The sequence below is a fragment of the Comamonas sp. A7-5 genome, assembly GCF_039581385.1.
Taxonomy (GTDB): Bacteria; Pseudomonadota; Gammaproteobacteria; order Burkholderiales; family Burkholderiaceae_C; genus Comamonas; species Comamonas thiooxydans.
The window spans coordinates 248592-274099 of sequence record NZ_JBCPWO010000001.1; the positions used below are offsets into that span (position 1 = coordinate 248592).

Here is a 25508-nt window from a genome sequence, read left to right on the forward strand (position 1 = left end):
GACTCCTAAAACGATGTACCCGAAACACCGAAGCACACCAATTAATTTACTTTTTTATATAATATATGAAAATATTTTGAAAGTGAAACAGTGAGCTCACCAACCTTTGACGAAGCACAGGCCACGCTGGATTTGCATGCCATGCGAACCCATGCAGGCGAAGCCGTGGCCATGCTCAAGCTACTGGGCAATGAAGACCGACTGCTGCTGCTTTGCCAGCTCTCCCTGCAGGAGCGCACCGTGGGCGAGTTGGAGCAACTGACAGGCGTGTCCCAGCCTACCTTGTCCCAGCAATTGGGCATTTTGCGGCGTGAGGGTCTGGTCACCACCCGCCGCGAAGGCAAATTCATCTGGTATCAGTTGGCCGATGCCCGCGCCCTGCAGCTGATGCAAGCCTTGTATCAATTGTTCTGCCAATCAGGAGAGACAGCATGAATATCTTATGGAGTGAATTCACACCCTGGACATCTCTGGTCGGCGGCCTGCTGATCGGTCTGTCCGCTGCCCTGCTCATTGCCTTGCTGGGTCGCGTGGCCGGCATCAGCGGCATTACCGGTGCATTGCTGCAGTTGCCGACCTGGTCTTCCGTCAAGCAGTGGGGCTGGCGCCTGGCATTCATCCTGGGCATGGTTGCCGCGCCGTTGGTCTGGTCGCTGTTTGCCCCGCTGCCAGCCATGCAGCTGCCTTCCAGCCCGGCAATCATCATCGCCGCCGGCCTGCTGGTGGGCTTCGGCACGCGCATGAGCTCGGGCTGCACCAGCGGCCACGGCGTGTGCGGTCTGTCACGCCTGTCGCCGCGCTCTCTGGCCGCTACGGCAACCTTTATCGCCACAGGCGCCATCACCGTGTTCGTGATGCGCCATGTCATTGCTTGAGTCAGCAAGGAGAACATCATGATCATCAATATTGCAGCCTTGCTCTGCGGACTGGTATTTGGCCTGGGTCTGATTCTTTCGGGTATGGGCAACCCCGCCAAGGTGCAGAACTTTCTGGATTTTTTCGGTCGATGGGATCCTTCGCTGGGCTTCGTCATGGGCGGAGCCATAGCCGTAGGCTTGATTGCCTTCACCTGGGCCAAGCGCCGCAAGACCGCTTTGCTGGGCGAGCCCATGCAACTGCCCACCAGCACCGTCATTGATCGCAAGCTGCTGACAGGCTCAGCCCTGTTTGGCATAGGCTGGGGACTGGCAGGTTTTTGCCCCGGCCCGGCGCTGATGAATCTGGCGACCCTTGCACCGCAAGTCTGGCTGTTTGTCGCCGCCATGCTGGCCGGCATGTGGGCACAGCATCTGTGGGCTGCAAAGAAAAGCTGAGACCTGGCGGCGATTCGCTCAGGATTCATCCACAAACCGACGTGCTTGGGCCATGCAGGCTGTCTGCGTCACTTGTCCATTGCTTTGCAGACACGCAATTGCAGACAGCGGCCTTGACCAGCTGAAGTAACTCCAGCAAAGGCAGGCAAGCAGCGCCCATATCGCGTCATGCCATCCGCTCTGCCTCACTCCTTCGGCATCAGTGCCTGCGCAAAATGTCTGGCCGGCGCAGGCAGGTCGGCAAAGCTATTGGCATACAGCTTGAGGCTGCGCTCTGCCCAGGCATCGGTCAGCGGCACCGCATGCAGAGCACGAGCCTCGCCCAGTCTCTGGTACGCGCCTTCGGGCATGACGCCTACACCCAGCCCGCATTCGATCATTCGGCACATGGCACTCAGGCTGTCGACCTCGATGCGCTGGCGCAACATTCGTCGGCCGGCGCGGGCTTCCTGATTGAGTACCTCCTGAACGATGCTGCTGTCGCGCAAACCGATCTGGGCATAGTCCAGTGCTTCTTCATAGGCCAGTTCCTGATGATGGGCCAGAGCGTGGTCATTGGGCATGATCAGTACCATGCGTTCATGCCGGTACGGCATGGACTCCAGGCCCTCGACTTCGTCGCTTGGACTGCAGACCCCCAGATCAGCCATGTGATCGCGCACGGCACGCGCTACCGAGCGACTGGTTGCCTGACGCAGATCGATGCGGATATCGGGATGATGCTTCACGAAGACAGCAATATCCTCGGGCAAGAACTGCTCCACGGCGGAGGCATTGGCACTGAGGCGCACCAGCCCACGTACGCCCCGCGCATATTCGCCAAGATCGTCGCGCAGGTGTTCGACACCCAGAAGAATCGTGCGCGCATGCGCGAGCAGCAACTCTCCGGCAGGGGTCGGGCGCACCCCGCGGGCATGGCGCAGCAGCAAGGGAGTGCGGGCCAGGGATTCCAGTTCGGCAACACGCTTGCTGACCGCCGAGGCGACCATGCCGCCCTGCTCGGCCGCCCGCGCAATACTGCCATGCTCGCAGATCAGCACGAACAGATCCAGCGATGAAAGGTCTATCTGGCGCAGAAAGCTGCGCGGCGAAGTGAAGTCGGACATGGGGCGATGACAAGCAGGCGCACGGAAGCACAGCCAGGGATTTCAAACAGGACGCAGCAATCCACACCCAGATGCGCAGCTCAAGCCATCACGTTTTGGAACGGCTCGAGGAATTTTAGCCACTTCTTGCCGCAAGCCTGCCTACTTAACATGCCCACTTTGCCAACATACACGCTCATGCTTCTTTCCACTTCCGACGCGCCACGCGTTGCCCGGGCCCTGGTCGGCCTCGGCGCTGTACGCATTGCTTCGCATCAACCGTTCATCTACACCTCGGGCTGGGCCAGCCCGGTCTATGTGGATGCCCAGGTCCTGATGTCCGATGTCGCTCTGCGCAGCGAAATCATGGACATCGCAGCCCGCTGCATGCGGCCACTGATTGCAGCTCGCGGCATCAATGCCATCGTGGGAACCGAAAGCTCGGGCATTGCCTTTGCGGCATGGCTGGCCGAGCGACTTGAGCTGCCCATGCTCTATCTGCGCAAGCGTCCTGTCGGCTGGGACATCACAGCCCAGCTCGAAGGCCGCCTGCCTGCCGATGCCAAGGTCCTGCTGGTGGATGACGTCACCACAGACGGTCGCTCCAAGGCCGGGACGGTTGCCGCTCTGCGCCGCGCCGGTCCCGTCGTCGAGGACGTGCTGGTTCTGCTCGACTATGCGCTCTATGCCCCCCAGGCTGGCACCCTTGCGGATCACGCCTTGTCCCTGCATGCTCTGGCGACCTGGAATCAGCTGCATGAAGCGCTGCTGGCTAGCGGCCAGCTCAGTGCCGAGCAAAAGGCCACACTGGCGGACTTCTCGGCCTCGCCTGTGGACTGGTCCATCCGACATGGAGGTAGCGGAGCATGATGGCCTGCAACACCATGACGGATACCAGCGCACTGGCGCAGGCCCTGCTCTCTGAAATTCGCGATGCCACCCGCGACGGCCTTGGCGTCACCCGTGAAAGCTACGGCGAAGGCGAGACGGCCGCGCTGCGCATACTTGAGGACCGGGCCGAAGATCTGGGCCTGAACCATGAATGGGATCGAGCCGGCAACCTGTGGCTGAGTCTGCCAGAGGAAAACCGGACGGAACCCTACGTCGTGGTTGGCTCGCATGCCGATTCCGTGCCGCAGGGCGGCAACTTCGACGGACTGGCAGGCATTGTCGCCGGCATGCTGATGCTGCTTCAGCTGCGCGGCCGCCACGAACAGGCTCCGCCACTGCGCGTTCTGGCCCTTCGCGGCGAGGAAAGCGCCTGGTACGGAAAGGCCTACCTCGGCTCTCTGTCCCTGCTGGGCAAGCTGCCCGCCGCCACATTGAAACGCCCTCACCGCGATGGCGCAGGCGTGCTGAGCGAAGCCATGTCGCGCTGCGGCGCCGATATCGACGCCATTCAACGCGCCGAGCCGCTGCTGGATCTCGCGAATATATCTGCCTATCTGGAGTTGCACATCGAGCAGGGGCCGGTCATGGTCAATCGCGGCTGGCCGGTGGCCCTGGTCACAGGCATCCGCGGCAACGTCCGTCACAACCTGATCCGCTGCATCGGCGAAACCGGCCACTCGGGCGCCGTGCCGCGCTGGCTGCGCAAGGATGCATTGCTGGCGGTTGCCGAGCTGCTGTCACGCATGGACGAACACTGGCGCGTGCTGCTGCAGATGGGCATGGACATGGTGATGACCACGGGCATCTGCTCCACCTCGGCGCAATCGCATGCCGTTTCCGTCATTCCCGGCGAAGTGGCCTTCAGCTTCGAGGTACGCAGCCAGGACACCCAGACACTGGAGCGCTTCTATACCCTGATGCGCGAAGAGTGCCAGGCCATAGAGCGCGCCCGCGGCGTGCGTTTCGAGTTCGACGAACGCCTGTTCACGGAGCCGGCCACCATGGATGCAAGCTGGCTGAACCGTCTGGAAGCAGCCGCTGAACAAGGCATGAAACTGGAGCGCATGGCAAGCGGTGCCGGCCATGATGCGGCAGTGTTTGCCAATGCCGGCGTGCCCTCGGCCATGGTCTTTATCCGCAACGAAAATGGCTCGCACAATCCGCATGAAGCCATGGACATAGACGATTTCCTGGCAGGAGTGGATTTGTTGACTCGCGCGCTGATTACCTGAAGCACGCCCGGTTCAGCTTGGCATGCCTGGGAGAGCATGGCCGATAGCAGCATATGGATTGCTCCTTGAACTGCTATCAACCTGATCATCATTAGAAGCTGTTGTCTATTTGGCGAATCCAAAGACCGCCGTCACGCTGCCTTCGACTCATAAAGGGTCGGCAGCCGACCAAGCGCTGTCCGAGTCTCTGTCATCAGCTGAGCTACGATCTGGCGCATCGGCTCGATACGCCTAGCGAAGGCGATCGACGGCCCAAGCGACAGCATGCCGCGCTGCCAGTCGCCCTTTTCATAGCAATGATCGCGGGCATGCCGACCGCTGATGAGATCACCGAAGGCCGCATGGTCCGTGGCCCCTGCTCGTTCGATTTCATCGATCTGACGGGCAGTTTCGTTTCTCAGCACGCGCCAGGTGTTTCCCAGCGTGTGCAGCAGACGCACCGTGGAGTGCTCATCGCAATCCAGCAGGTGCTCCTTGTAGCGTCGATGGGCGTTAATTTCTTCACACACCAGAAAGCGGCTTCCAATCATTACGCCCTCCATCCCTTGGGCCAAGACTGCCGCAATCTGACGTCCATGGCCTATACCGCCGCCTAGTACAACAGGCACGTTGAACTGCTCGGTGGCCAGCGCCCCCATCAGCACAGTAGGCAACTCATTGGTGCCAGGGTGACCGCCTTCTTCCATGCCGATCAATGCAATGGCATCTGCTCCGGCACGCTCTGCCGAGAGGGCATGGCGTATGCTGGGCGCTTTGTGGAGCACTACGGCGCCGGCAGCGTGCAACGTTTCGATGACGTTAGTAGGCGCATAGCCGGCAGTCTCAAAGAAGCGCACTCCGTGGCTCAGCGCAATCTCCAGCCAGCGCGTGACAGCGTGATTCGCCTCCGGCCGGCTGGAGAGAGTCAGGTTCACGCCGAAGGCGTCGACCGCCAGTGAGTTCGGCACAGCGCATCAGCGCTGCGGCGAAATCCTCATCGCGCTCGAAGGAGCGAGGGGTGATGAAGCCCATGCAGCCTGCGTTGACCAATGCCGCAACATAGTCTGCGTCGGAAAGCCACATCAGTCCGCCCCCTAGGATCGGGTGCTCGATCCCGAAGAGCTCAGTGATGCGCGTGCGAAAGACCTGCGCCATGGTCTCAGGTCCTGGCATTGTCGAGCTCGGGCGCGGGGCCAAGCGAGCCAGAGTGCATGCCAGCCATGGGCACCGGGTAGCGGACCAGCGTTATCGCGGCGCCGGTATCGAACTTTCCGCGCTGCGCGAACTGAGGCAGCTCGGAGACAGCGGCAGGTTCGACCACCGGGGCGGCTGGCACATCATGCTGCTCTAGCAGGGCGAAGGCTTGAGCGGAGTCCAGGGCTTGCAATTGCTGTGCGATGCGCTGATTGATGGCGGCCGCCACTGGCTTGCGAGCCTTAGCGATCGATAGTCTTCAGCGGCGAAGGGACCGAGGTCCAGTGCTGCGCACAGCCCAACTGCTGAATGGTTGCCGCGACTCGTTTGCCTAGCTGGATGTAGAGCGTCACCGCGCGGATTCGATCTTCGTATGAATACATGAACTACCTCTCAGTAGTCCAAGATTTCATCCGCATCCCCACCGGGGGCTAGAGGGTCACTTCTGGGTGGAAATCAACAGCAACGTGATTCAGAGCGCCACCAGCGCTGTGGCATCTTTGCCCGCGCTCATCATCCAGCGCGCCGACCCGGGCCTTTACAACCTGCTCACCAATGGCGTATTGCAAGCAAGGCCGGACTTTGACCGTTCAAAGCTCACTTGCCGCGCCATGGCCGAGAAGATGGCCGGCATGGCGGGGGGCCAACTCGGATGGAGCCAATTGGCGGAAGGCATGGCCTCGGAGGTCGCGCTGGCGTCCGTGCTGGAGAAAGCCCTGCTCCTGCAGCGCACGCTGTTGACCGGGAAGAAAGAACCCAACGTCGCAGCCAACCAGTTGGCCGTGGAAGCGGTGAATCAGGAAGCGGACACGCTGAACCGTTAAATCCTGAACCTCAAGACAGAACTGGAACTGCGTCGGCAACTCGCGAACAATTCGCCGATGGTCATCATCCAGCGCCACAGCGCCCGTGCCGCTGGCTCGCGCGGTGTCTATGAAAGCGACCCGGTGCCCGACCGTCTCGACCGCCTGCAGCGGCCTACGCCGAAGAAGACGCCATGAAAGCCGGTCGTCTGTTCAACCGGCGTGCCAGGCGCACGCTGTTGTGGGCCGTGGTGCTGATCGCCGCTGCGGTCAGCACCAATGTTGTGGGCATCCAGTTGCTGGGCAGTCTGGACGGCTGGCAACGCTGGCTGAGCGAAACCTCGCTCTACTTCTTCGTTTGGCGCCTTCTGGTGTATGTGGTGACGATCGGGCTATGGCTGCGCATGCGCCGCCGTCTTCTGGCACACGAGACCGGGACGCAGGCACGCAAGCGACTCATCCGAGCGGAGATCGCGGGCTGCTTGACGCTTGTACTGCTTGAAGCCAGCCTCTCCATCAGCCCATGAGCTTTCACCCAGTCTTGTCACGTCTCTCGGCTTCTAGTCGCGAGTCGAAGGCTAATCAACCAAACAACTGCACCAGATGGCGGAGTTGTGTCCAAGCGATGCGCGAGTGCCTCGTTAAAATGGAACTCCCCCCGCTATGTGCAGCAGCAGCGAAGAATGCGTCGCGAGGCGCTGCCAGATCATACACCTGCCAATCGCTGGGTCGGTCTATGTCCGGAACGGATTTGGAGAAAATGGTCACGCCATGATCGCCCACCTCCATGAGAGGTAGTGCCATCGAAAGGCCCCGGCCAATGGTCTTTGTCAGCGCCTCCTTTCTGACCCAAAGCTGTAGCAGCTTCTCTCTTTTCTTGGATTGATGCGTGGCGTGTAGGACGGTCGCCTCAGCGGGAGAGCAAACCAGGACAGCGAGATCGATTTCCAGCGATCTGTCTTGGCGCTCCACGTCGATTCCTACGGCCCGGTCGAGTGCAGCAATCGCCGCCACTACGCCCCTCGTGTGCGAGAGATTGCATTCGAATCGGCCGCATGGCGGCCGATTGAGAACGGCAGGCTTGCCGAAGGCGTCGGCTTCAAAAATCCAGTCGCGTAAGGGTCGATGAAAGCAGTGGGATAACAGCACTCTACGTAGTGCGTGTGCGCAGAGGTATTCTCTGCGGTCCAGGGGGCTAAGGTACTGGTCTGCACGATATCGCTCCCATGGAGCAAGTACCTGAGAGAGCTCCCGCAATGCCCACTCAGGTACCTCATGCGTCTCCATGCTCCAGGTACGGACCTCGTCGCGGTCCACGATCCTGGCTCTCAGAACTGGACGGTCATGCCAATGCCCAGCGTCCGACCACGGCCGGGCACACCAATCCTGGCATCCGCCCCACCCGGCATGTACGCAGGGATGTGGTAGCCGTACAGGTCATACTGCTTGTCGAGCAGGTTGTCTGCCCAGACGTAGAGTTCGGTATCGCGATTGCGTATGCCTATCCTGAAATCCAGCTTGTTGTATGACGCCAGGTCAAAGTTGTTTTGGGGCGTCCCGGCGCGGCTACCCACGTAGCGGTTGGTGAGTCGCGCATGCAAGTGCGACGAGGGAAGCCCGAACATCGAGCCCAAGGGCTGTTGATAGGCGATGGAAAGGACTCCTCCCCAGCGAGGCACTTCGGGCACGTTGCTTCCTGACGCAACACCGTCGGCACCCGAAGCATCGCCGCCGCCCCTGATCTTGGCGCGGGTGTACGCAAGACCGCCGCTGACGCTCCAGTGGCGGTTGATCATCCAATTCCAGTCAGCCTCCAGCCCTTGGCTGGTCACATTCCGATTGCTCTTGCGGGTCGACATGGTTTGCGGATCGAACATCAGCAAGTGGTCGTTCTTGACCTGGTTGAGGAACGTTGCCAAGTTGAAGGTCAGCCGTCGGTCCTCGCTTTCAAATTTTAGGCCCGTTTCGTAGCTGTTCACTGCCCCTGGTTTGTAGGGCCCATCCGGCTGGCCATAGGTGAAGCCGACGCCTTCTTCGTCGAAACCTCCGGACTTGTACCCTCGGGCGTAAATACCATAGAGGTTCAACTGCGGGGTCAAAGCATGGCTCAGTGCCACCCGGCCCGTTGCATAGTTGTCGGAAAGCGATTGGGTGTCCCAGGCTTCACGAATAGGGCTGGGATTTTCCGGATTTGCCCACCAGTGGGCGTGGTAGCGCTTTTTTTCCCAAGTGTAACGTCCGCCGAGGGTGAGTTTTGTCGCCGGGGCCACCGGGAAGGAGGTCTCTGCGAACAGCGCATGCGCTCTGGAGCTGAAGTCCCGGTTGGCACTGGAGGCGGCGGGATTATCCAGGAAGAAGGTGTCGTAGGAGTCGAATCGGTCCATGTCCCGATCCGAACGATAGAGATTGGCGCCGACCACCCAGAACGTCTCTGCTTCCGGTCGTGAGCTCAGGCGCAGTTCGTGGTTGAAGACGCGTTCGCGCACTAGGTTGTTCCAGATGGCTTCAGGACGGAACCCGATCAGTTGCGTATAGGTACGCCCCTCGTAGATGGGCGTGGTACTGCGATGGTGCGTCCGAGCAAAACCGGTCAGGGCTGTGAACAGTGAATTGTCGAAGTGATGGGTGAACTCGGCGTTGTAGCGGTCGACCTCACGGCGGTTGCGCTCGCTATTCGACGGAATATCGCTCTTGGGCCGATCACCATAGGGATGCAGGAGATAGATCCAGTCGCGATGTTTCAGCACTTCACGTCCTGCGCTGAGATTGAGCGCGGAGTCCGGGCTGATGTCCCAACGCAGGCTCGCTCTTCCACTGAAGTCTCTAGGCTTGTTCAACGGCTTGCCGGTTTGGCTGCTTTCGATGTAGTTGTCGAGTCCCGATGCGCGGATCGCCAGCCGTGCCGAAACGGAGTCGGACAGAGGTCCACTGAGCATGCCTTCCAGCAGCCGCTGATTGTCCTGGCCGAGTTCGCCGCGCAGGCTACCCTCGAAGAATGAAGTGGGTTTGCGCGTCACCACGTTGACCGCCCCAGCCTCGGCATTGCGTCCGAACAGGGTGCCCTGGGGGCCTTTCAGTACTTCCACCCGCTCCACGTCCAAGATATCCAACGTGGCATTGGAGGCTGACATCGGCATACCGTCGACATTGATCACCACGGACGTATCGTCCCCGCTGATCTTCTGCAGTGCACCGACACCGCGCATACGCAGCGTGGTGTTGGCTATCCCCATGTTGGTGATCACGTCGACGCCCGGAGTCTGACGCAGGGCGTCCTCCAGACTGTACAGGCGCCGCTCCTCTGCTTCTTCGCCGGAGATAACGTTCACGCTGAAGGGCAAGTCCTTGGCGTGCTCTTCGGTACGCCGAGCGGTGACGTTCATTTCCGGCAAGACGACGATATCTTCCTCTTGCAATCCGACGTGTTGCGCCAAGGCGATACCTGGTACCGCTGTGCAGCTTGTCAGAGCCAGCACCCACAGGCGCCGTCGCCGGGGTGATAAAAGCTTGGTCATTACGATTTTCCCTCTAAGTACGACAAAACTTCGGACCGCTCAGCCATGGGGTTAGCAGCCACATCTTCGTGTGTGGGGCGCCCTGGGCTTGCGGGGCCGACGGGCAGGCAGTACGGCACGAGCCTTCCGGAACAGGTGCGGTCGATGCGCTGGGTGACGTGGCCGAACAGTCGCTCACTCAGCCGCGAGTCGACGATGTCCAGAGGTGCCCCGTCGGCGACTATCCGGCCGTCTCGCAGAGCCAGCAGCCGGTCGGCGTATTGGCTCGCCTGGTTGAGGTCGTGCAGAACCATCACGACGGTCAGCTGGCGCGTCCTCTGCAGGTATGCGAGCAACTCCATCAATTCCGCCTGGTGCCCTATGTCCAGGTAGGTGGTGGGTTCGTCCAGCAAGACGATGCTCGACTCCTGGGCAAGGATCATCGCGATCCATGCCCGTTGTCGTTCGCCTCCGGACAGCGTGCCGATGTCACGGCATTGCAAGTGCGAGATGCCGGTAGACTCCATGGCCCACCCGACAACTTCGCGGTCGTGGGAGGATTGCCGCGCGAACAAGCCCTGGTGCGGGTAGCGTCCATGGGCGACCAATTGGCGTACGGTGACGCCCTGCGGCACGGTCGGCGATTGGGGAAGGAAGGCTAACCGCCGGGCGAGTGCTTTCGGACTCCAAGAAGCCAGCGGCTTTCCATCGAGGGAAACAGCACCAGCTGTGGGCCTGTTCAATCCTGCGAGAACTCTGAGCAGCGTTGACTTGCCGCAGCCATTGGGCCCGAGCAGGCACACCATACTGGCGGGCTCGAACTGAAGCTCCGCCACCTGGAGCACTTCGCGCGAGCCGTAGCTCAGCCTCAATTGATTTACCGCCAGCGTCATACGCGAAGCCTCCGTTGGCGGTGCAGCAGCATGAGGAAGGCCGGAATGCCAATCAGCGTGGTCAACGCACCGGCGGGAATCTCCAGGGGACTGATCAGGGATCGCGCGAGGCAGTCAGCACCGAGCATCAGGAGACTGCCAACCAACATGTTGACGACGAAGAGACGGCGCTCATTCGGTCCGACGATCAGGCGGGACAGGTGCGGGGTGACCAAGCCAACGAAGCCGACGGGACCCGTCACTGCCACCGCGCTGGCGGCCAGTACGACTGCCACGATGCTGGCCGCAGCGCGCCAGCGGATTCCACGCATCCCCAAGCTGGCCGAGACCGCATCGTCCAGGCGCAGCAAGGACAATGGCCGCAACAAAACCAAGGTGGCCACGATGCCGACCAAGCACCAGGGCCAGAGAACTTGCACATGCAGGAAGTCGCGACCATACAGACTGCCTGCCAGCCAAATCAGCGCGATCTCGGTGCGTGCGCCGCCCCAGACGACGATGGTCCACATTACCAGCGCATTGAGCACGGCACCCACGGCGACGCCATTGAGCGTGAGGCGCAACGGGCAGAGCTTTGAACGCCAAGACATGCTCAGAACGAGTCCCGCTGCGACCAGCCCTCCGAGTAGAGCGACCACTGGCAGCCAGACCATCATTGACGCATGATTGGTACCGATCAGCGAGTCGGCCTTGGCTAAGTCCGTCACCAGCAACAAGGCGACCACAGCCAGCCCGGCACCACTGGATATGCCGACGACACCTGGGTCAGCTAGCGGATTGCGGATGACGGTCTGCAGGATGTGGCCGGCGGTGGCGAGCTGCACTCCGACCAGCACCGCCAACACAGTCCGCGGTAGCCGCAGTTGCCAGACAAGGGCGCTTTCCAGCGATGGGGCATGGCGCGAGAGAAGCCCGTCCAGGACATCGCCCGCAGCAAGGGGGACGGCGCCCCAGAACAATGAAGCCAGCACCAGTAATGCCAATGCCATGCACAACAGTGCCAGCACTGCCGCATATCGGCCTCCTGAGTACATCGCCACTTGGTGTGCCGGACTACGCATCGGAGGTCCCCCTCCGGCCAACCAGATAGACCAGCACTGGGCCGCCCAGAAGTACGCATAGGATGCCGGCCGGCACCTCCTGCCATTTGGCGGCAAAATCAGCAGCACACACTAGGCCGGCACCCACCAATGCCGAAAGCGGTAGCAAGGCCCAATGGCGAACACCCCTGGAACCCAGACCGAGGCGGACGATGTGTGGTGCGACCAGTCCAATGAAGGTGATCGGGCCCGCGGCAGCCACTGCTGAAGCTGCGAGCAGCACCACCACGAGGCCGAACAACAGTCGCCAGGCTGTCACGCGCATGCCCAGCGCAGTGAGCACATCTTCGTCGAGAACCATCGTATCCAGCCGCCCAGCATACGCAATGCCCAAGACCAAACCTGACACAACCCATGGCCAGAGCATCGCGACATGCTCCCAGGTCCGGTTGATCAGGCTGCCGGTCAGCCAGTAGTAGATGCCGTTTACCTCTACGTTGGCGGACACCATCATCACGATGATGGCGGCGGCAAAGAACAGATTGATGCTCATGCCCGTCAGCGTCAGGTACAGTGGATCCAGTCGGGCTCCCATACCGATGGCAAGCGTGAGCGTCGCCGCGACGATCCCACCGACGGTACTCACGGCGAGTTCGGCAGACGTGGGCAAACTGAGGTAGGTCATGCACAGAGCCATGGCAAACGCAGCTCCGGCGGTGACGCCGAGCAGCCCGGGCTCGCCTAGTGGGTTGCGGGTAATCGCTTGCACGATGGCTCCGGCCAGCCCCAGGGCGGCTCCAACCAGCGTCGCGGTCAACAGCCGGGGGAGGCGAATCTCGTGGATCACGAAGGCTGCGTCGGAGCCGTCGTCGTGGACGAGAACCTTCAACGCTTGGCCAAACGGAATCCCGAAGTCGCCCAGTGCCAGGGTCCCGACCACTATCGCGCCGATGGCCAGCAGGCTCAGGCAGGTGATCCCGGCCGACCGCAACCGAGAAGAGACGCGCACCCGCGCATCAATTGCGTACTCGTCCATGGCCGCTCAGCGCTCGAAATTCATGGGCTTGGCGCGGGCCGCAGCCGGAATGTCCATGGGCACGGGGAACACACCCGGGTAAAGCAGATGCGCCATTTCATGCAGTACCTGCCGTCGGGCAATAGGGCCATGCGACATGATGTACTGGTCCGAGACCCGCCAGGCCCGGCCGGACTGGACCGCCTTGAGGCGACTCCAAGCTGAGTGCTTGGCGAACGGTCCGGCATCACCCTTGAATGAGATGATCACATCCGGATTCAGCCGCAGGAGGGTCTCCATGGTTATCACGGCCGAGTCGGCGGATTCCATGCCCTTGGGCGGTTCGCCCTGGACGTTGGTTGCTCCCAGGCGCTCCATCACCTGAGTTGTCAGGTGGTTGCTGTAGTAGGCATACGGAGCATTGCCCCAATGCCAGAGGAAAACCGCGCTAACCTTTCCCGGCGCACGTTTGCCTGCTGCATCCAGCTCGTCCAGGAATGCCCGGTTCATAGCCGCTCCCTGGCTGTCCGCACCGAGCGCCCGTGTAGCTCGCTCCACTGCGCTCACAGAATCATTCAAAGTGATCAGGTCGAATGCCAGGAACGCCCCAGTCTCCTCGATCTTCTTGGCGAAGGGCTCCGTATACGTGCGTATGCCGATGGTCAGATCCGGCGACAGTTTCGTCAGAACCTCAAGATTGGTCTGGTGCACTTCGCCCAGATTAACGGCCTTGCCTGCGGCAGTTCCCAGGAAGGCGGAGCGCTGGTTGTTGAGTGTGGAAAGCCCTGCGACCTGTCGGTTGAGCGCAGCCATGACGTCGGCCCCGAAGGTCGAAATTGATGCGACGGTTCGTGGTGCGCGTTCGATCACCACGGATTGATTGCGATCATCAACGATGGTCCGTGGATAGCCCTGCGCCTGTGCGGTGGCGGATGCCAAGGCAAAGAACAGTGACAGGAGTGATCGAGCGGTACGCATGGAGGCCTTCCTTTCCAGGATTCATATCAACCCCAATGTTTCCCGTTACCTGAGAAGTTCGCTCCCCGAATCGGGAATCAGTTCGCTCTCGATCACTGACCTTTCCGGGTGGCCGAAACTCCCTACCCGCTCGTAAGCTCGCCCTATTCCTTCACATGACGAATCTCCGATGGGCAATGACCTAACTCGCATGGGCGCGCTGCGAATACTGCTGGAGTTGTCGGTGGGCCACCGCTTGGCCATGACGGCAGCCCTGGCTTTGACCTTTGTGGCTGTGCTAGCTGAGCTGGCGCCTTTCGCCATCCTGTACTTCGCTGTCGAGGCCCTGCTCAGGGCACCTCAAGCATTCGCCCAGGAACTTCTGGCTCTGGCTCCCTGGCTGCTGGGTGGCATAGCGCTGAAGTACATGGCCTATGGCGTCGCCTACCTGATAAGCCATCACGTTGCCTACGCAATCATGGCGAGTGCGCGCAGCCGTCTGGCGGCCAAGCTCGATAATGCGCCCTTGCACTGGATACATGCACAGGGGTCGGGCGCGCTGAAGCAGTCTGTGATCCAGGATGTCGAGCGCATGGAGGCATTCATTGCTCATCACACCGTGGAGGTCGCCGCCGCGGTATTGGCGCCACTGTGTGTCACGACAGCCTTGCTCTGGGTCGACTGGCGGCTGGCAATGGCGGCGCTGGTAGTCGGCCCCTTGGCCCTGCTAGCTTCAACATTCGCCATGCGCGGAGTGGGTCAAAACCAAGATCGGTTCAGCCGGGCAACTGCCAGCCTGAACAACGTGACCGTTGAGTACCTGCGCAACATGCCGGTCCTCAAGGTGTTCAGTCGCAGTGCTTCCGGGTTCCGGCTGCTGCGACGGCAGCTTCATGCCTACTATCAACTAGCTGATCAGATCACTCGCAGCACTGTTCCAGGGTGGGCGCTGTTCACCAGTGTCCTGGGTGCCCACCTACTCCTGTTGCTTCCGTTTGGCGCATGGCTTAATGCGCGGGGGGAAGTCGATGTTGCCCAGGTGGTGGTGGCAGTGCTGCTGGGGGCTGGGATTTTTCGTCCCTTGCTAAAAGTCAGTCGCTTCATCATGGACATGCCACCGATTCTCGCAGGCCTGCGCAGGATGGCACCGATACTGGCGCTCAGTCGCAAGCCGGGGCGAGCGAGTCTGCCGGCGGCTGCCACTGTACGGGTCGACCTCGACCACGTCTGCTTTCGCTACGGCGGACGCCAGGTGTTGACCGGGGTGAGCCTGTCCCTGGCCTCGGGCACCTTCAATGTGCTGCTGGGGCCGTCGGGGTCGGGCAAGTCCACCATCGCGCAACTGATTGCTGGCTTGCTGACGCCGGAGTCGGGGTCGGTCACGCTCAACGGGAAGGCAATCGCCAGCCTCAGCGACGAGGAGCGTACTCGCTGCATAGCTCTCGCGACCCAGGACGTATTTCTCTTCAGTGGAACGGTGCGCGACAACCTGGTGCTCGCGCGCCCTCAAGCATCCGAGGCGGAGATCTGCCGGGCTGTTCGCGTGGCGCAGGCGCAGGCGCTTATCGAGGGGCTTCCTTCTGGCTACGACACCCCGCTTAATGAACTTGGTACCCGCTTGTCCGGCGGCGAACGCCAGCGCTTGGCGGTCGCACGGGCACTGCTTGCCGACGCGGCGGTTCTGGTGCTCGACGAGTCCACGGCATTCGCCGACAGCCTGACGCAACGTGCGTTCTTTCAGGCGTTGCGCGAGGAGTATCCAGAGAAGACCTTGCTTGTCGTTGCCCACAGACTGCATGGAGTCGAGCAAGCCGATCAGATTCTAGTGCTTGAGGAAGGTGCGTTGTCCTTGTGCGGGCGCCATGACCAACTCATGAGCGAGAGTGACTACTACCAGTCCATGTGGATGTATGAGGAGTTCGCCGAGCGCTGGAGCCTGCGCGGCGCTCTGCCTTACCAAGATGGGGGGCAAGAGCCGGCTGCATTGCCTGCAACATCTACTGCAGTGGGAGATTGAGGCATGGAAGCAGTCACCTCTTGGACAAGCATTCGACGCATCATCCGGCGCAGTGGTGCACCTACCTCCGCCCTCACCTTGGGATTGGCGCTGCGAGTGCTGGAGCGGTGTTCCGAAGTGCTGCCGTATCTGCTGTGCTGGCTATGGCTTGGCGCGGTCCTGCAACTTTCTTGGCCAGGCTATGCCTGGGCAGCCAGTTGGGTGACCAGTCCGCAATGGCTGGCTCTGGCCCTGGTTTGCCTGTTCCTCATGCAATGGGGTTTCGCCTTCGGCGGCCAGAAATGTTGCTTTCTGAACAGTTACCAGATCATCGAACGCTATCGACAGGGGCTGCTCGAACGGGTCCGTAACATGCCGATCGGCGTGCTGAGAGGACAACAGGTGGGGCATATGGCCGACCTGCTCACCGATGACATCAACCGTGTCGAAACCATTTTTGCCCATGTTCTGGCAGATTTCGTCGCCGCCGTAGGCCTGGCGCTGACGACGATCCTGCTGCTGGCAGCTATCGAGTGGCGCCTGGCCCTGGCGCTTGCTGGGCTCGCACCCTTGGCCATGTTCGCCCTGATTGCCAGTCGGCGGCTGTTCGAGCAAGCGGTCCAGCGCAAACACGCGCGGTTCAAGGCGACGTCCGGGATGTTGGTGGAGTTTATCGGCGGCCTGGCGACGTTACGTCTCTTCAATCGCTCGCACGTGTGGTCGCAGCGGCTAGATCTGGCGTTCGCCGAACTTAAGGCGCTCAGCCTGGGGATCGAGAAATGGGGTGGCGGCCCGGTCATGCTCTTCAGGCTGGTCGTCGAGTGTGGCCTCGTCGTCCTGTTCATTGCAGGTGGTTGGAGCTTGTTCTCCCACGAGTACCCCGCGCTGGTTTGGCTCGCTTTCATTCTGCTGTCGTACAAGTTCATCGGTCCGTTGCTGGAGCTGGCCGAGTACCTGGTGATGCTGCGCCATGCTTGCCAGAGTGAAATGAAGCTCGATGAACTATGGCACATCCCGCTCCTGCCCGAGCCCGCCCTGGCCAGGCAGCCGGACGGTCTGGCCGTGCAGTACGATCACGTGTCGTTCTCCTACGGAGACCGGCATGTGCTACGCGATGTCAGCTTCGTGGTGCCGCCTGGTAGCGTCACCGCCGTGGTTGGGCCTTCCGGCGCAGGCAAGAGCACTCTGTTGCATCTGCTTGCTCGCTTCCATATGCCCGACAGCGGCGCGATACGCATTGGCGGCTCGGATCTGCGTGATATCGGCTCCGACCACTTGTATCGCCTCGTCAGCATGGTTTTCCAGCAGGTACAGCTATTCGACGGCAGCATTATCGACAACGTGCGTGCCGGTCGCGAGCAGGCCAGCGAGGAGGAGGTATTTCAGGCGTCCGAGGCGGCCCATTGTGATGAGTTCATCGCCAGGCTTCCTGATGGCTACCAGACAAAGGTCGGCGAATCGGGGTTCAGCCTGTCGGGAGGAGAACGACAGCGGCTGTCGATTGCCCGGGCACTGCTGAAGGACGCGCCGCTGCTTCTGCTCGATGAAGTAACCGCCTCGGTAGACCCGCGCTCCCAGCACTCCATCCAGTCCTCTATCGGCCGATTGGCTGCGGGGCGCAGCGTCATCATGGTCGCCCACAGGCTCAACACCATCAGACACGCCGACCAGATACTGGTTCTGGACCAAGGTGCCTTGGTCGAGGCTGGGACCCATCAATCCCTGCTTGCAGGCAATGGTCTGTACGCCGCGATGTGGAAGGCGCAAACGTCGGGCGGCTAGTTGCCGTCATATCCCTCGACTGGTGGACGAAAAGAAAAATCGCTTACGGGTTCTTGATGCCTTCTTCGGGTAGTTGGCGCTTATCTCGCCTCCATAGACTCTGGTGATATGGGGGCCGCGTACGGTGGCGGGGAAACAAGTCCCTACGCCATTCTCTCCAGTTTCCGCCCCAAAATCGCGACCCTCGTAGCCGGTGCTCATCAAAGTATCCCCACCCCTTGGAAGGATGGCCTCGAGCGCTTCTCGTTCCCGGGGCAGCAAGCTCCCGTCGAAACCATTCCGTTTTCGCCGCTGGAGGCCGTCAGCCTCGCCTCGTCCCGCAGTGCCCTTGCCGGCGTCGTATCGAATTTGGATGCGCGCTACCACATCCAGTATCTAAAACAGGGGTTCGCACGGATGCTGGCCCGCATCCAACCGTCGCCGCAGACCGTTGAGCGGCTCGCCAGGAAGTTCTTTAAGAGCGGCCAGAAAATGAAGCGCAAGAAGGATGCAGACCCTGATACCGTGCTGTGGGTGTATCCGGACGACGCTCCGCAGCGCGGACTGCTGCTACATGGTGTGCTGTCGTCCTACGACTTGACCGCCGCGATGGCCTGCGCTGTCGCCGACGCCTGGCTGGCGGGTGATCTTGCAGCATGCCAAGGCGTCTATGCCGTCGACCATCTGGGTGAAGACTTGCGGGCTTGCCTGCGCGGTCATCTGGCACGCCGAGGTGTCACCAGCAAGCCTGCGGACATCCCCAGCCTGACGGAGCAAGGGCTGGACTTTGGCTGGGTCGCCAGCGTCAGCAGCCACGACGTTCGTGCGCTTCGCCACTACCGCTGCAACTGGTACACGGCCAGCCCCAAGCACCCCAAGATGATCCCGCTGCAAAAGCGCTTTCTGCTGAGCTCCCAGGTTTGGAAAACCTTGCGGAGCAGACGAAGGGGACTGTCATTTTTCGGATTCGTCCTGTTCACCATGGGTCGGTGGCGGCAGCACTTTAAGGCGTTGAAGTCGTTCAGGTCAGAAGCAGTCGGCCCATGCGCCGGTTGGTGGCCAAATATCACGCGTGACATCAGCATGTTCACGTCGGGCTACTCCCGAGTGCGGGACATGCTTGGACAAACGTTGGCATTGCAGCTGTACGGTCGGATGTTCCTGGAGACGGGACGAATGGAAATGCGATGGCTGTGGCCGGACCCTACCGTCTTCACGGCACTGGACCTGCCCGCCGAGGGTGTGCGTGACTACTGGCTGGCATTCATGGAAGGCTGCCAGGAATTGGGCGTGCTTCGCTATGAAACCCATACTGAGGGGAACCGTCTGGTTTGCGTAATCACCTACTGCGCATACGCCGCTATGTTCGCCCGACTCGATTGCCCGGAACTTGCGGCGCTTGTGCGGCAAATGGAGCATGAGGCACTCGCCTACATGGCGAGCAACAGCGGATTGGAGCTGGACTGGCAGGCAGGACCATCAGGAACCGCCAGAATCGTGCTCAAAACCCCGTTATCGCCCGACCGGCAGCATGCCGAAAAGCAGCAATGGGTACTTGTATGAGGAACAGTCCCACAGTGGCGACGGCCGCGGTCCGCCCCCCGACCGCGTCAGTCACGTGCGTATGGCAACGGCTTCAAGCAGAGGCCAGGCACGCGCCGCTGGAAGACCCTGTATTGCGGCCCCTCATCGACAAATCCATTCTCTGCTGCGGCTCATTCTGGCAGGCGCTGTCCTGCCTGCTGAGCACCAAGCTATCGTCCCAAACGGTGTCCATGGACATATGGCAGGAGTGCTTTACCTATGCACACGGACCGGACGCCGAGGAGGCCGCGAAAGACGACTTGGCCACGACCCTCCTTCGCGACCCGGCAGCGGAGAACCTGTTGGTGCCCTTTCTCTGCTACAAGGGCTACCATGCACTGCAGTGCCACCGGGTTGCCCACCAACTATGGAGCGCCCGAAGAAGCACACTTGCGCGTCTGCTGCAGAGCCGGGTTTCTGAAGTCTTCGGCGTGGATATCCATCCCGCCGTTCCGGTGGGGCAGCGCGTTTTCATAGATCACGCAACAGGAATCGTCATCGGCGAGACCGCAAGCATCGGCAACGACGTCTCGATTCTGCAGAAGGTTACTCTGGGTGGAACCGGCAAGGAGCACGGGGACCGCCATCCGAAGATACGGGACCGAGCCTTCATTGCAGCAGGCGCGACGATACTGGGCAACATTGAAATCGGCTTTGCCGCAACCGTCGGTGCTGGAAGCGTCGTGCTTGAACCGGTTCCGCCCTACGCCACGGCCGTTGGGGTACCTGCTCGCATTCTTTGCACGAATGGCGCTCGATAGCGTTGCATGGAATTGACTTGTTAACTTCTACAAAGTCTGCTAAAACCATCAACCATGTTTGATATTGATTCTCATTCGCAACAAAAAGCGAATTAAACATGGCGGGTTTCACAACATGGAAGGTGCAGCACACGAATCGACAGCGTATTCCTCTCCCGCCGATGCCGACCACGGCATGGTCACGTTGCAGCCGGGCTTGATAGTCTGCCATACGGTTGCAACCAGCCTTGACGCTGTCTCCAGCACCAAGACCTTTGACGGCGACTGCGAGTTCATTCACCTCAACTGCCAACTGGCTGGAAAGTTCGCCGGACGGGTCGGGAGCCATCCTTTGGATCTGTCCCAAGGAGACGTCTCTCTTGGCTTTTCGGCTGGCGAACGGTTCCAAATCCAGCATTGCGACCGGTTCGAGAACCTGACGGTGATGGTCACGCCAGACGTGCTGTGTGAGTTGGCGGGGGAAGAAGTACGCCCCATGCTCGGCCCCGAAAGCAATCCTGGACTCTTCGTCCGGTATGCGGGGCTCTGCCGAAAATCGATTCGTTCGGCCAAAAGTGTTGCCAGCCTACTAACCACGTTTCCGTGCCAACGTCTCCTGTTGCACGCGGCGACCCTCGACTTCCTGCATTGGCATCTCGCCGCGTTCCGCGACTGCGAAGATTGCAGGCGACTCTCCGTGCGCGAATGTCGGCAGCTGGAAAACGCCCGGGTACTGCTGCTGCAGGATCTCAGCACCCCTCCAACCATTGCCGAGCTCGCAAAAGCCGTCGGCATGAACCAATGCAAGCTAAAGAAGTGCTTCAAAGACCACTTCGGCAGCACCATCTACGCCCTGTTTCAAGAGCAGCGGATGAGCAGCGCCCAGCAGCTGCTGCAGAGCTACAACGTGACCGAGACGGCAATGATGCTTGGCTACTCCAACGTCAGCCACTTCAGCGCCGCCTTCGCCAAGCAATTTGGCAACTTGCCGAGCAAGGCGCGCCAGAGCGTCACAGTCGCTGTTCGGGGCTATCATTCCGCCTTGCAGCTAGCCGATAGTGCAGCGTTCAAAACTCTCGATGGCCGTGCTAAACCGCTTCCTTGACGCCCAGCCTGATGAACTGCGGGATATACGGTCAGACCATCAGATGACAACGTGCGTTAGACGAAGCACGGCCCATCAATCAGGGGGTGTGCGGCGATGAAACCCTCATCCACCTCGATGCCCAAGCCGGCCTGCTCCAGGGGATACACCTTACCTGCGGCGTCCAGCTCATAAGGCAGGCTGGTGAGTTGGGTGCGGAACGGATTCTCAATGGCCACGTCGGCCTCGAAGTACCCTGGATTATCCATGGAGGCGAGCAGATGGATGGTCGCCGCCATGTTCAGGCCGGTCGTGCAGGTATGGGGGTTAATCGGAATCTTCCACGCCGACGCCAGCGCGGCGATGCGCATCACCTCGCTGATGCACCCGGTCTTCGACACGTCGGGCTGCAGGATGGTAATCACGCGGTCCTCGATGAGCCGAGTGAACTCGTAGCGCGTGTAGTGATTCTCACCAGCGGCCAGCGGCACGTTTCCCAACAGTTTTGCTTGGGCGTAGTTGAAGGAGTCGCTCGGCGAGAACGGCTCCTCCAGCCAACCCACGCCGAGCTCGCAGTAGCCGGGCATCACCTTGCGCACGTCGTTCAGCATGTACGCGGTGTTCGCATCCACCAGAATCTCCAAGGCGGTGCCGAACTCCCCCTTACGGCCGTCACGCGTGCCAGGTCGTTAGCTGGCGTGTCGCCGACCCGCAACTTGACGGCGCGGTAGCCCTGCTCGACCAATGCGCGTACTTCCTCGACCAGTTGCTGCGGCGGTTGAAACCCCAGCGAAATGCCGCCGGCATAGGCGTCGATACCGCCAGCGCTGCCGCCGAGCAAGCGGTACAGCGGCATGCCGGCCAACTTGGCCTTGATGTCCCACAGCGCCGTATCGATACCGCTCATGGCTATCGCCGTGGCTGTGCCCATGCCGTGGCTGGAAAGCTGCATCCGATAGATGCGGGACCAGGCCTTCACTGTCTCGCGTGCGTCGTACCCACGCAGCAGTTCGCGCAAGGTCGTATTAACCAGATGGGCCACAGCGCCCGGTGCCCGTCCGTGATGGGACTCACCCCAACCGACGACTCCGTCCTCGGTCGTAACCTTGACGACCACCGTGTCACGCTTGATGGTCCTGCCAAGGCCAAGGTTGACACCCTTGCTCGGATTCACGCGAAACGAGAGGGGATAGGCTTTGATATCGGCGATTTTCATGAAGCTTCCTTCTTCAAGACAGCGGGCCATTCCCGGCCCGGGAGACAACTAGCTTTCCTTGTGCGCCTGCTGGGTCAGGGACTCGACGCGACCGATGTGGGCCAGCATCACCTGCTCTGCCGCGGCTACGTCCTGCCGCTTGATGAGCTCATAAAGCTGGCGGTGCTGCTCATTGGAGGTCCGGCACCGCGTCCGGTCGGTGAAGAACGCGGCGCGCCGGCTGGCCGTCATCACGTAGAACGGATTGACCATCTGCATGAGCACCGTGTTCTTGGTGGCCGCGAAAATTGACATGTGAAACGCATAGTCCCAATTGGCCGGCTCGCCGTCGGGGGCCTCTACCGACGCGTCGAACTGTTCCAGGAGCTGCTCCATCCGCATCAGATCTTCGTCGGTACGTCTGGCACAGGCCAAGATGACCGCCTGCGTCTCGACGATGCGCCGCACCTCCTTTGTAGCCCTCCAGAGCGGCCGGAGACTTTCGCGATGTAATGAACCCTATAGCCCAGGTAAAGCTCTGTCGGCTGGCCGATCTTCGAAGCACTGCTGTCACTCGGTGGACGAAAGCCCAATGACAGGTAATGGTGACGGTGGTCACTGGCCCACTGCTCTTGAAAACTATAGCAAGCCTAGAGCACAACTTTGTGCGGCTCTAATCCCTCATAGTTTCACCCGTAAATCATGCCCCTCTTTGCCACACCAAGGGGCACTCCTCAACAGCCGCTGGACAGCTGTAATTTAAAAGGCCGCAGGCAAACGTATCAATCCTACAACTTGCTCTGCATGTCTGCGTACTGTTGTGACCGACAATCCAAATTCAAATCTGTCAAACCTTTGCTCGCTTAATCTGTCGTGCCATTCCCCAAACGCCAGGGATTCATCCTTACTCGCAATTGGCGAGACACACCGGCGGGCGTCGAGCTTGAGTATTGGCTGGCAACCGATAGAGGCCCCCTGAAGGTCCTCCTGACTGCTCAGAAATCTGTGGCTTTCGTCGAGGCCCGGCACAAAGGAGCGGTAGAGGCGCAACTCCCGCCCCTGGCTGGAGCGGAATTGCGGGAACTGGGACTGAAGAGTTTTCAGCAAGAGCCCGTCTTGGGTATCTATGCCAGGAGTTTTCGTCAATTACGGCGACTTGCACGCACTCTCCAGCAACTAGGCATCCCCCTTCTGGAAGCCGATGTTCGACCGCATGAGCGTTACTTGATGGAGCGCTTCATCACGGCGGGCGTCACGCTGCAAGGCGGACGGACAGAACATGCGACGCTGGTGAACTGCAAGCTTGTTCCTGCGCCCGATTTCCGGCCGGTTCTGAAGGTCGTGTCATTGGACATCGAGACCAGTCAGCACCAAGATCTGTATTCGATCGCGCTGGACGGCATGGCGGAGCGCGTCGTTTTCATGCTGGGTGAGGCTCCTGCCAAACCCTTAAGAACGCCTGGTTTCGAGCTGATTCATTGCTCAACACGCAAAGCCATGATTGACAGGCTCAACGACTGGTTTGCACGCAATGATCCGGACGTCATCATTGGATGGAATGTCATTCAGTTCGACCTGCGTGTGCTGCAGAAAACTGCGGACGAATGTGCAACACCTCTACTCCTTGGGCGTGAGCGCAAGCCCATTGCATGGCGAACCCATCCCGGCAAACAAGGCTATCTGTTTGCTCCCATGCCAGGGCGAGTTGTCGTTGACGGGATTGAAGCGCTCAGGGCCGCGGTCTGGAGCTTTCCGTCGTTCAGCCTCGAGAACGTCGCGCAAGAGCTTCTTGGCGAAGGCAAGGACATCGGGGACGAATACGACAAGATGGCCGAAATCGAGCGGCGCTACCAGCTAGACAAGCCCGCTCTTGCCGCCTACAACATACGCGACTGCGAGCTGGTTCTACGAATCTTCGAAAAGGCGAAGCTGCTGCAGTTTGCGATGGAGCGCGCCCACACCACGGGCCTGCAGCTTGACCAATTCGGTGGCTCCATTGCTGCATTCAGCCATCACTATTTGCCACGCATGCACCGCATGGGGTATGTCGCGCCCAACGTGGGCGATGTTCAAGGCAAGTCCTCCCCCGGCGGCTACGTCATGGACTCCAAGCCTGGCTTCTACGACTCCGTCGTGGTTCTGGACTACAAGAGTCTCTATCCATCAATCATCCGCACCTTCCTCGTCGACCCCGTGGGTTTGGTAGAGGGCCGACATGCCAGCTCTTCTGAGCTTTTGATCAAAGGCCCAAGGGGCACGCTCTTTTCTCGCGAGAAGCACTGTCTCCCGGAAATCGTGACCACCCTCTGGCAGGCCCGAGATGAAGCCAAACGCACCAGGAACGAACCACTGTCGCAAGCGCTCAAGCTGGTGATGAACTCATTCGCTGGGGTGCTAGGCGCGTCGGAATGCAGATTCTTCAATCCGGATTTGATCTCAGCCATTACCTTACGTGGCCACGAAATGGTGAAGCTCACAAGGGATCTGGTCGAAGAGCGCGGATACGAAGTTATTTATGGAGACACGGACTCCATCTTTATTTGGCTCAAGCGGTCCCATACCACCGAAGAGGCATATGCCGTGGCTGCCAGGCTGGCCCAGGACATCAACGCGTGGTGGATTCAAACACTACACCAAGAGCAAGGCCTGAAAAGCTTTCTTGAGATCGAGTTCGACACGTATTACAAGAAGTTCTTCATGCCCACCATCCGCGGCTCGGACGTCGGCAGCAAGAAGCGCTATGCCGGCTTGAGTGTGGATGCCGCCGGAAACGAATCGATGATCTACCGCGGCCTTGAAATGGCACGCAGCGACTGGACACTGCTTGCACGGCAGTTCCAGGAGGGCTTGCTCTCGCGAGTCTTCCAAGGTGTCCCCTACCGCGAGTTTGTCATCAAGTACGCCCATTCGACACTGGCGGGCAAGAAGGATGATCTGCTCATCTATCGCAAACGCCTGCGACATCGCCTGGATGCCTACGTAGCCAACGTGCCACCACAGGTCCGTGCCGCTCGCATTGCCGATGAGTACAACGATCGCGTGGGGCGACCCAGGCAGTACCAGAACGGCGGCTGGATCCAATACGTCATGACCAAGAATGGCCCTGAGCCTTTGGAAATCCGCCGCTCACGCATCGATTACGAGCACTATCTGGCGAAACAGATCAAGCCGATTGCCGACTCGATCTTGATCCCCCTCGGAGAGGACTTCGTCACTCTCACATCTTCTCAACAGGAGCTTTTCTAGCGATCC

The 25508-nt window shown here is 60.5% G+C and carries 24 protein-coding genes and 1 pseudogene; 13 read left to right on the top strand and 12 right to left on the bottom strand.

Annotated features, from left to right (window positions below; translation table 11 throughout):
* Window positions 1–90 precede the first annotated feature (90 nt).
* From AAIL67_RS01055 to AAIL67_RS01065, 3 genes are read left to right on the top strand one after another with little or no spacing between them, the layout of a single operon-like run.
* A complete protein-coding gene (locus AAIL67_RS01055; protein ID WP_343483174.1) occupies window positions 91–435 on the top strand; it encodes a metalloregulator ArsR/SmtB family transcription factor in 345 nt (114 codons plus the stop codon).
* Window positions 432–875 carry a YeeE/YedE family protein gene (locus AAIL67_RS01060; protein ID WP_034351988.1) on the top strand — a complete coding sequence of 148 codons (444 nt, stop codon included), beginning with the start codon at window positions 432–434 and terminating at the stop codon, window positions 873–875. Before AAIL67_RS01055 ends, AAIL67_RS01060 begins: the two co-directional genes overlap by 4 nt.
* Before the next feature lie 18 nt (window positions 876–893).
* On the top strand, window positions 894–1313 hold the full coding sequence (locus tag AAIL67_RS01065) for a YeeE/YedE family protein (protein WP_034407969.1): 420 nt from the start codon (window positions 894–896) through the stop codon (window positions 1311–1313).
* Between the two features lie 185 nt (window positions 1314–1498).
* Here AAIL67_RS01065 and AAIL67_RS01070 read toward each other — a convergent pair whose 3' ends face one another.
* A complete protein-coding gene (locus AAIL67_RS01070) occupies window positions 1499–2419 on the bottom strand; it encodes a LysR family transcriptional regulator (RefSeq protein WP_003070090.1) in 921 nt (306 codons plus the stop codon).
* Window positions 2420–2596: 177 nt separating this feature from the next.
* On the opposite strand from AAIL67_RS01070, the gene AAIL67_RS01075 reads away from it, so the two are divergent.
* Together AAIL67_RS01075 and AAIL67_RS01080 are read left to right on the top strand one after the other, a co-directional pair.
* Window positions 2597–3268 carry a phosphoribosyltransferase family protein gene (locus AAIL67_RS01075; protein WP_034351981.1) on the top strand — a complete coding sequence of 224 codons (672 nt, stop codon included), beginning with the start codon at window positions 2597–2599 and terminating at the stop codon, window positions 3266–3268.
* A complete protein-coding gene (locus tag AAIL67_RS01080; RefSeq protein WP_343483175.1) occupies window positions 3265–4521 on the top strand; it encodes a Zn-dependent hydrolase in 1257 nt (418 codons plus the stop codon). Before AAIL67_RS01075 ends, AAIL67_RS01080 begins: the two co-directional genes overlap by 4 nt.
* Window positions 4522–4652: 131 nt before the next feature.
* Here AAIL67_RS01080 and AAIL67_RS01085 read toward each other — a convergent pair whose 3' ends face one another.
* Window positions 4653–5468 carry a nitronate monooxygenase gene (locus AAIL67_RS01085; RefSeq protein WP_343483176.1) on the bottom strand — a complete coding sequence of 272 codons (816 nt, stop codon included), beginning with the start codon at window positions 5466–5468 and terminating at the stop codon, window positions 4653–4655.
* A 191-nt stretch (window positions 5469–5659) separates the two neighbouring features.
* Complete coding sequence (locus AAIL67_RS01090; RefSeq protein ID WP_343483356.1) at window positions 5660–5944, bottom strand: CoA transferase; 285 nt, start codon at window positions 5942–5944, stop codon at window positions 5660–5662.
* 202 nt (window positions 5945–6146) lie between these two features.
* Between AAIL67_RS01090 and AAIL67_RS01095 the strand changes: the two are divergent.
* Both AAIL67_RS01095 and AAIL67_RS01100 read left to right on the top strand, forming a co-directional pair.
* Window positions 6147–6695, top strand: a pseudogene (locus AAIL67_RS01095) (hypothetical protein); the annotation flags it as partial.
* Window positions 6692–7024, top strand: coding sequence for a hypothetical protein (locus tag AAIL67_RS01100; RefSeq protein WP_343483177.1), 333 nt, complete (start codon window positions 6692–6694; stop codon window positions 7022–7024). The pseudogene AAIL67_RS01095 and the gene AAIL67_RS01100, both read left to right, overlap by 4 nt.
* Window positions 7025–7079: 55 nt before the next feature.
* Here AAIL67_RS01100 and AAIL67_RS01105 read toward each other — a convergent pair whose 3' ends face one another.
* The 6 genes from AAIL67_RS01105 to AAIL67_RS01130 form a co-directional block, all read right to left on the bottom strand.
* Complete coding sequence (locus AAIL67_RS01105) at window positions 7080–7511, bottom strand: 4'-phosphopantetheinyl transferase superfamily protein (protein ID WP_343483178.1); 432 nt, start codon at window positions 7509–7511, stop codon at window positions 7080–7082.
* Between the two features lie 314 nt (window positions 7512–7825).
* A complete protein-coding gene (locus tag AAIL67_RS01110; protein ID WP_343483179.1) occupies window positions 7826–10012 on the bottom strand; it encodes a TonB-dependent receptor in 2187 nt (728 codons plus the stop codon).
* Window positions 10012–10884, bottom strand: coding sequence for an ABC transporter ATP-binding protein (locus AAIL67_RS01115; protein ID WP_343483181.1), 873 nt, complete (start codon window positions 10882–10884; stop codon window positions 10012–10014). The genes AAIL67_RS01110 and AAIL67_RS01115 overlap by 1 nt, the downstream gene beginning before the upstream one ends.
* The gene (locus AAIL67_RS01120; RefSeq protein WP_197483894.1) at window positions 10881–11873 is read right to left on the bottom strand and encodes an iron ABC transporter permease; all 993 of its coding nucleotides are present in this window, start codon (window positions 11871–11873) and stop codon (window positions 10881–10883) included. The genes AAIL67_RS01115 and AAIL67_RS01120 overlap by 4 nt, the downstream gene beginning before the upstream one ends.
* Window positions 11874–11937: 64 nt before the next feature.
* Window positions 11938–12960, bottom strand: coding sequence for an iron ABC transporter permease (locus tag AAIL67_RS01125; RefSeq protein ID WP_343483182.1), 1023 nt, complete (start codon window positions 12958–12960; stop codon window positions 11938–11940).
* Between the two features lie 6 nt (window positions 12961–12966).
* Window positions 12967–13917 carry an ABC transporter substrate-binding protein gene (locus AAIL67_RS01130; protein ID WP_063661016.1) on the bottom strand — a complete coding sequence of 317 codons (951 nt, stop codon included), beginning with the start codon at window positions 13915–13917 and terminating at the stop codon, window positions 12967–12969.
* A 190-nt stretch (window positions 13918–14107) separates the two neighbouring features.
* On the opposite strand from AAIL67_RS01130, the gene AAIL67_RS01135 reads away from it, so the two are divergent.
* The 5 genes from AAIL67_RS01135 (at window position 14108) to AAIL67_RS01155 (ending at window position 21082) form a co-directional block, all read left to right on the top strand.
* The gene (locus AAIL67_RS01135) at window positions 14108–15913 is read left to right on the top strand and encodes an ABC transporter ATP-binding protein (protein WP_343483183.1); all 1806 of its coding nucleotides are present in this window, start codon (window positions 14108–14110) and stop codon (window positions 15911–15913) included.
* Between the two features lie 3 nt (window positions 15914–15916).
* On the top strand, window positions 15917–17674 hold the full coding sequence (locus tag AAIL67_RS01140) for an ABC transporter ATP-binding protein (protein WP_063661015.1): 1758 nt from the start codon (window positions 15917–15919) through the stop codon (window positions 17672–17674).
* Window positions 17675–17782: 108 nt separating this feature from the next.
* Window positions 17783–19216, top strand: a complete 1434-nt coding sequence (locus AAIL67_RS01145) for a hypothetical protein (RefSeq protein ID WP_197483892.1) — start codon at window positions 17783–17785, stop codon at window positions 19214–19216.
* Window positions 19213–19998, top strand: a complete 786-nt coding sequence (cysE, locus tag AAIL67_RS01150) for a serine O-acetyltransferase (RefSeq protein ID WP_343483184.1) — start codon at window positions 19213–19215, stop codon at window positions 19996–19998. Before AAIL67_RS01145 ends, cysE begins: the two co-directional genes overlap by 4 nt.
* A 58-nt stretch (window positions 19999–20056) precedes the next feature.
* Entirely contained in the window at window positions 20057–21082 is a 1026-nt protein-coding gene (locus AAIL67_RS01155) for an AraC family transcriptional regulator (RefSeq protein WP_343483186.1), read from the top strand.
* Between the two features lie 56 nt (window positions 21083–21138).
* Here AAIL67_RS01155 and AAIL67_RS01160 read toward each other — a convergent pair whose 3' ends face one another.
* Genes AAIL67_RS01160 through AAIL67_RS01170 form a run of 3 tightly spaced genes read right to left on the bottom strand, consistent with a single transcriptional unit; the run spans window position 21139 to window position 22724 of the window.
* A complete protein-coding gene (locus AAIL67_RS01160; RefSeq protein WP_318010657.1) occupies window positions 21139–21693 on the bottom strand; it encodes an enolase C-terminal domain-like protein in 555 nt (184 codons plus the stop codon).
* Window positions 21666–22277 (bottom strand): hypothetical protein, encoded by a 612-nt coding sequence (locus tag AAIL67_RS01165; protein ID WP_318010656.1) that lies wholly within the window; start codon window positions 22275–22277, stop codon window positions 21666–21668. Before AAIL67_RS01165 ends, AAIL67_RS01160 begins: the two co-directional genes overlap by 28 nt.
* A 48-nt stretch (window positions 22278–22325) precedes the next feature.
* On the bottom strand, window positions 22326–22724 hold the full coding sequence (locus AAIL67_RS01170; protein ID WP_063660990.1) for an FCD domain-containing protein: 399 nt from the start codon (window positions 22722–22724) through the stop codon (window positions 22326–22328).
* 405 nt (window positions 22725–23129) lie between these two features.
* Here AAIL67_RS01170 and AAIL67_RS01175 point away from each other — a divergent pair, with 405 nt between their 5' ends.
* Window positions 23130–25502 (top strand): DNA polymerase II, encoded by a 2373-nt coding sequence (locus AAIL67_RS01175; RefSeq protein WP_224650701.1) that lies wholly within the window; start codon window positions 23130–23132, stop codon window positions 25500–25502.
* Window positions 25503–25508 lie beyond the last annotated feature (6 nt).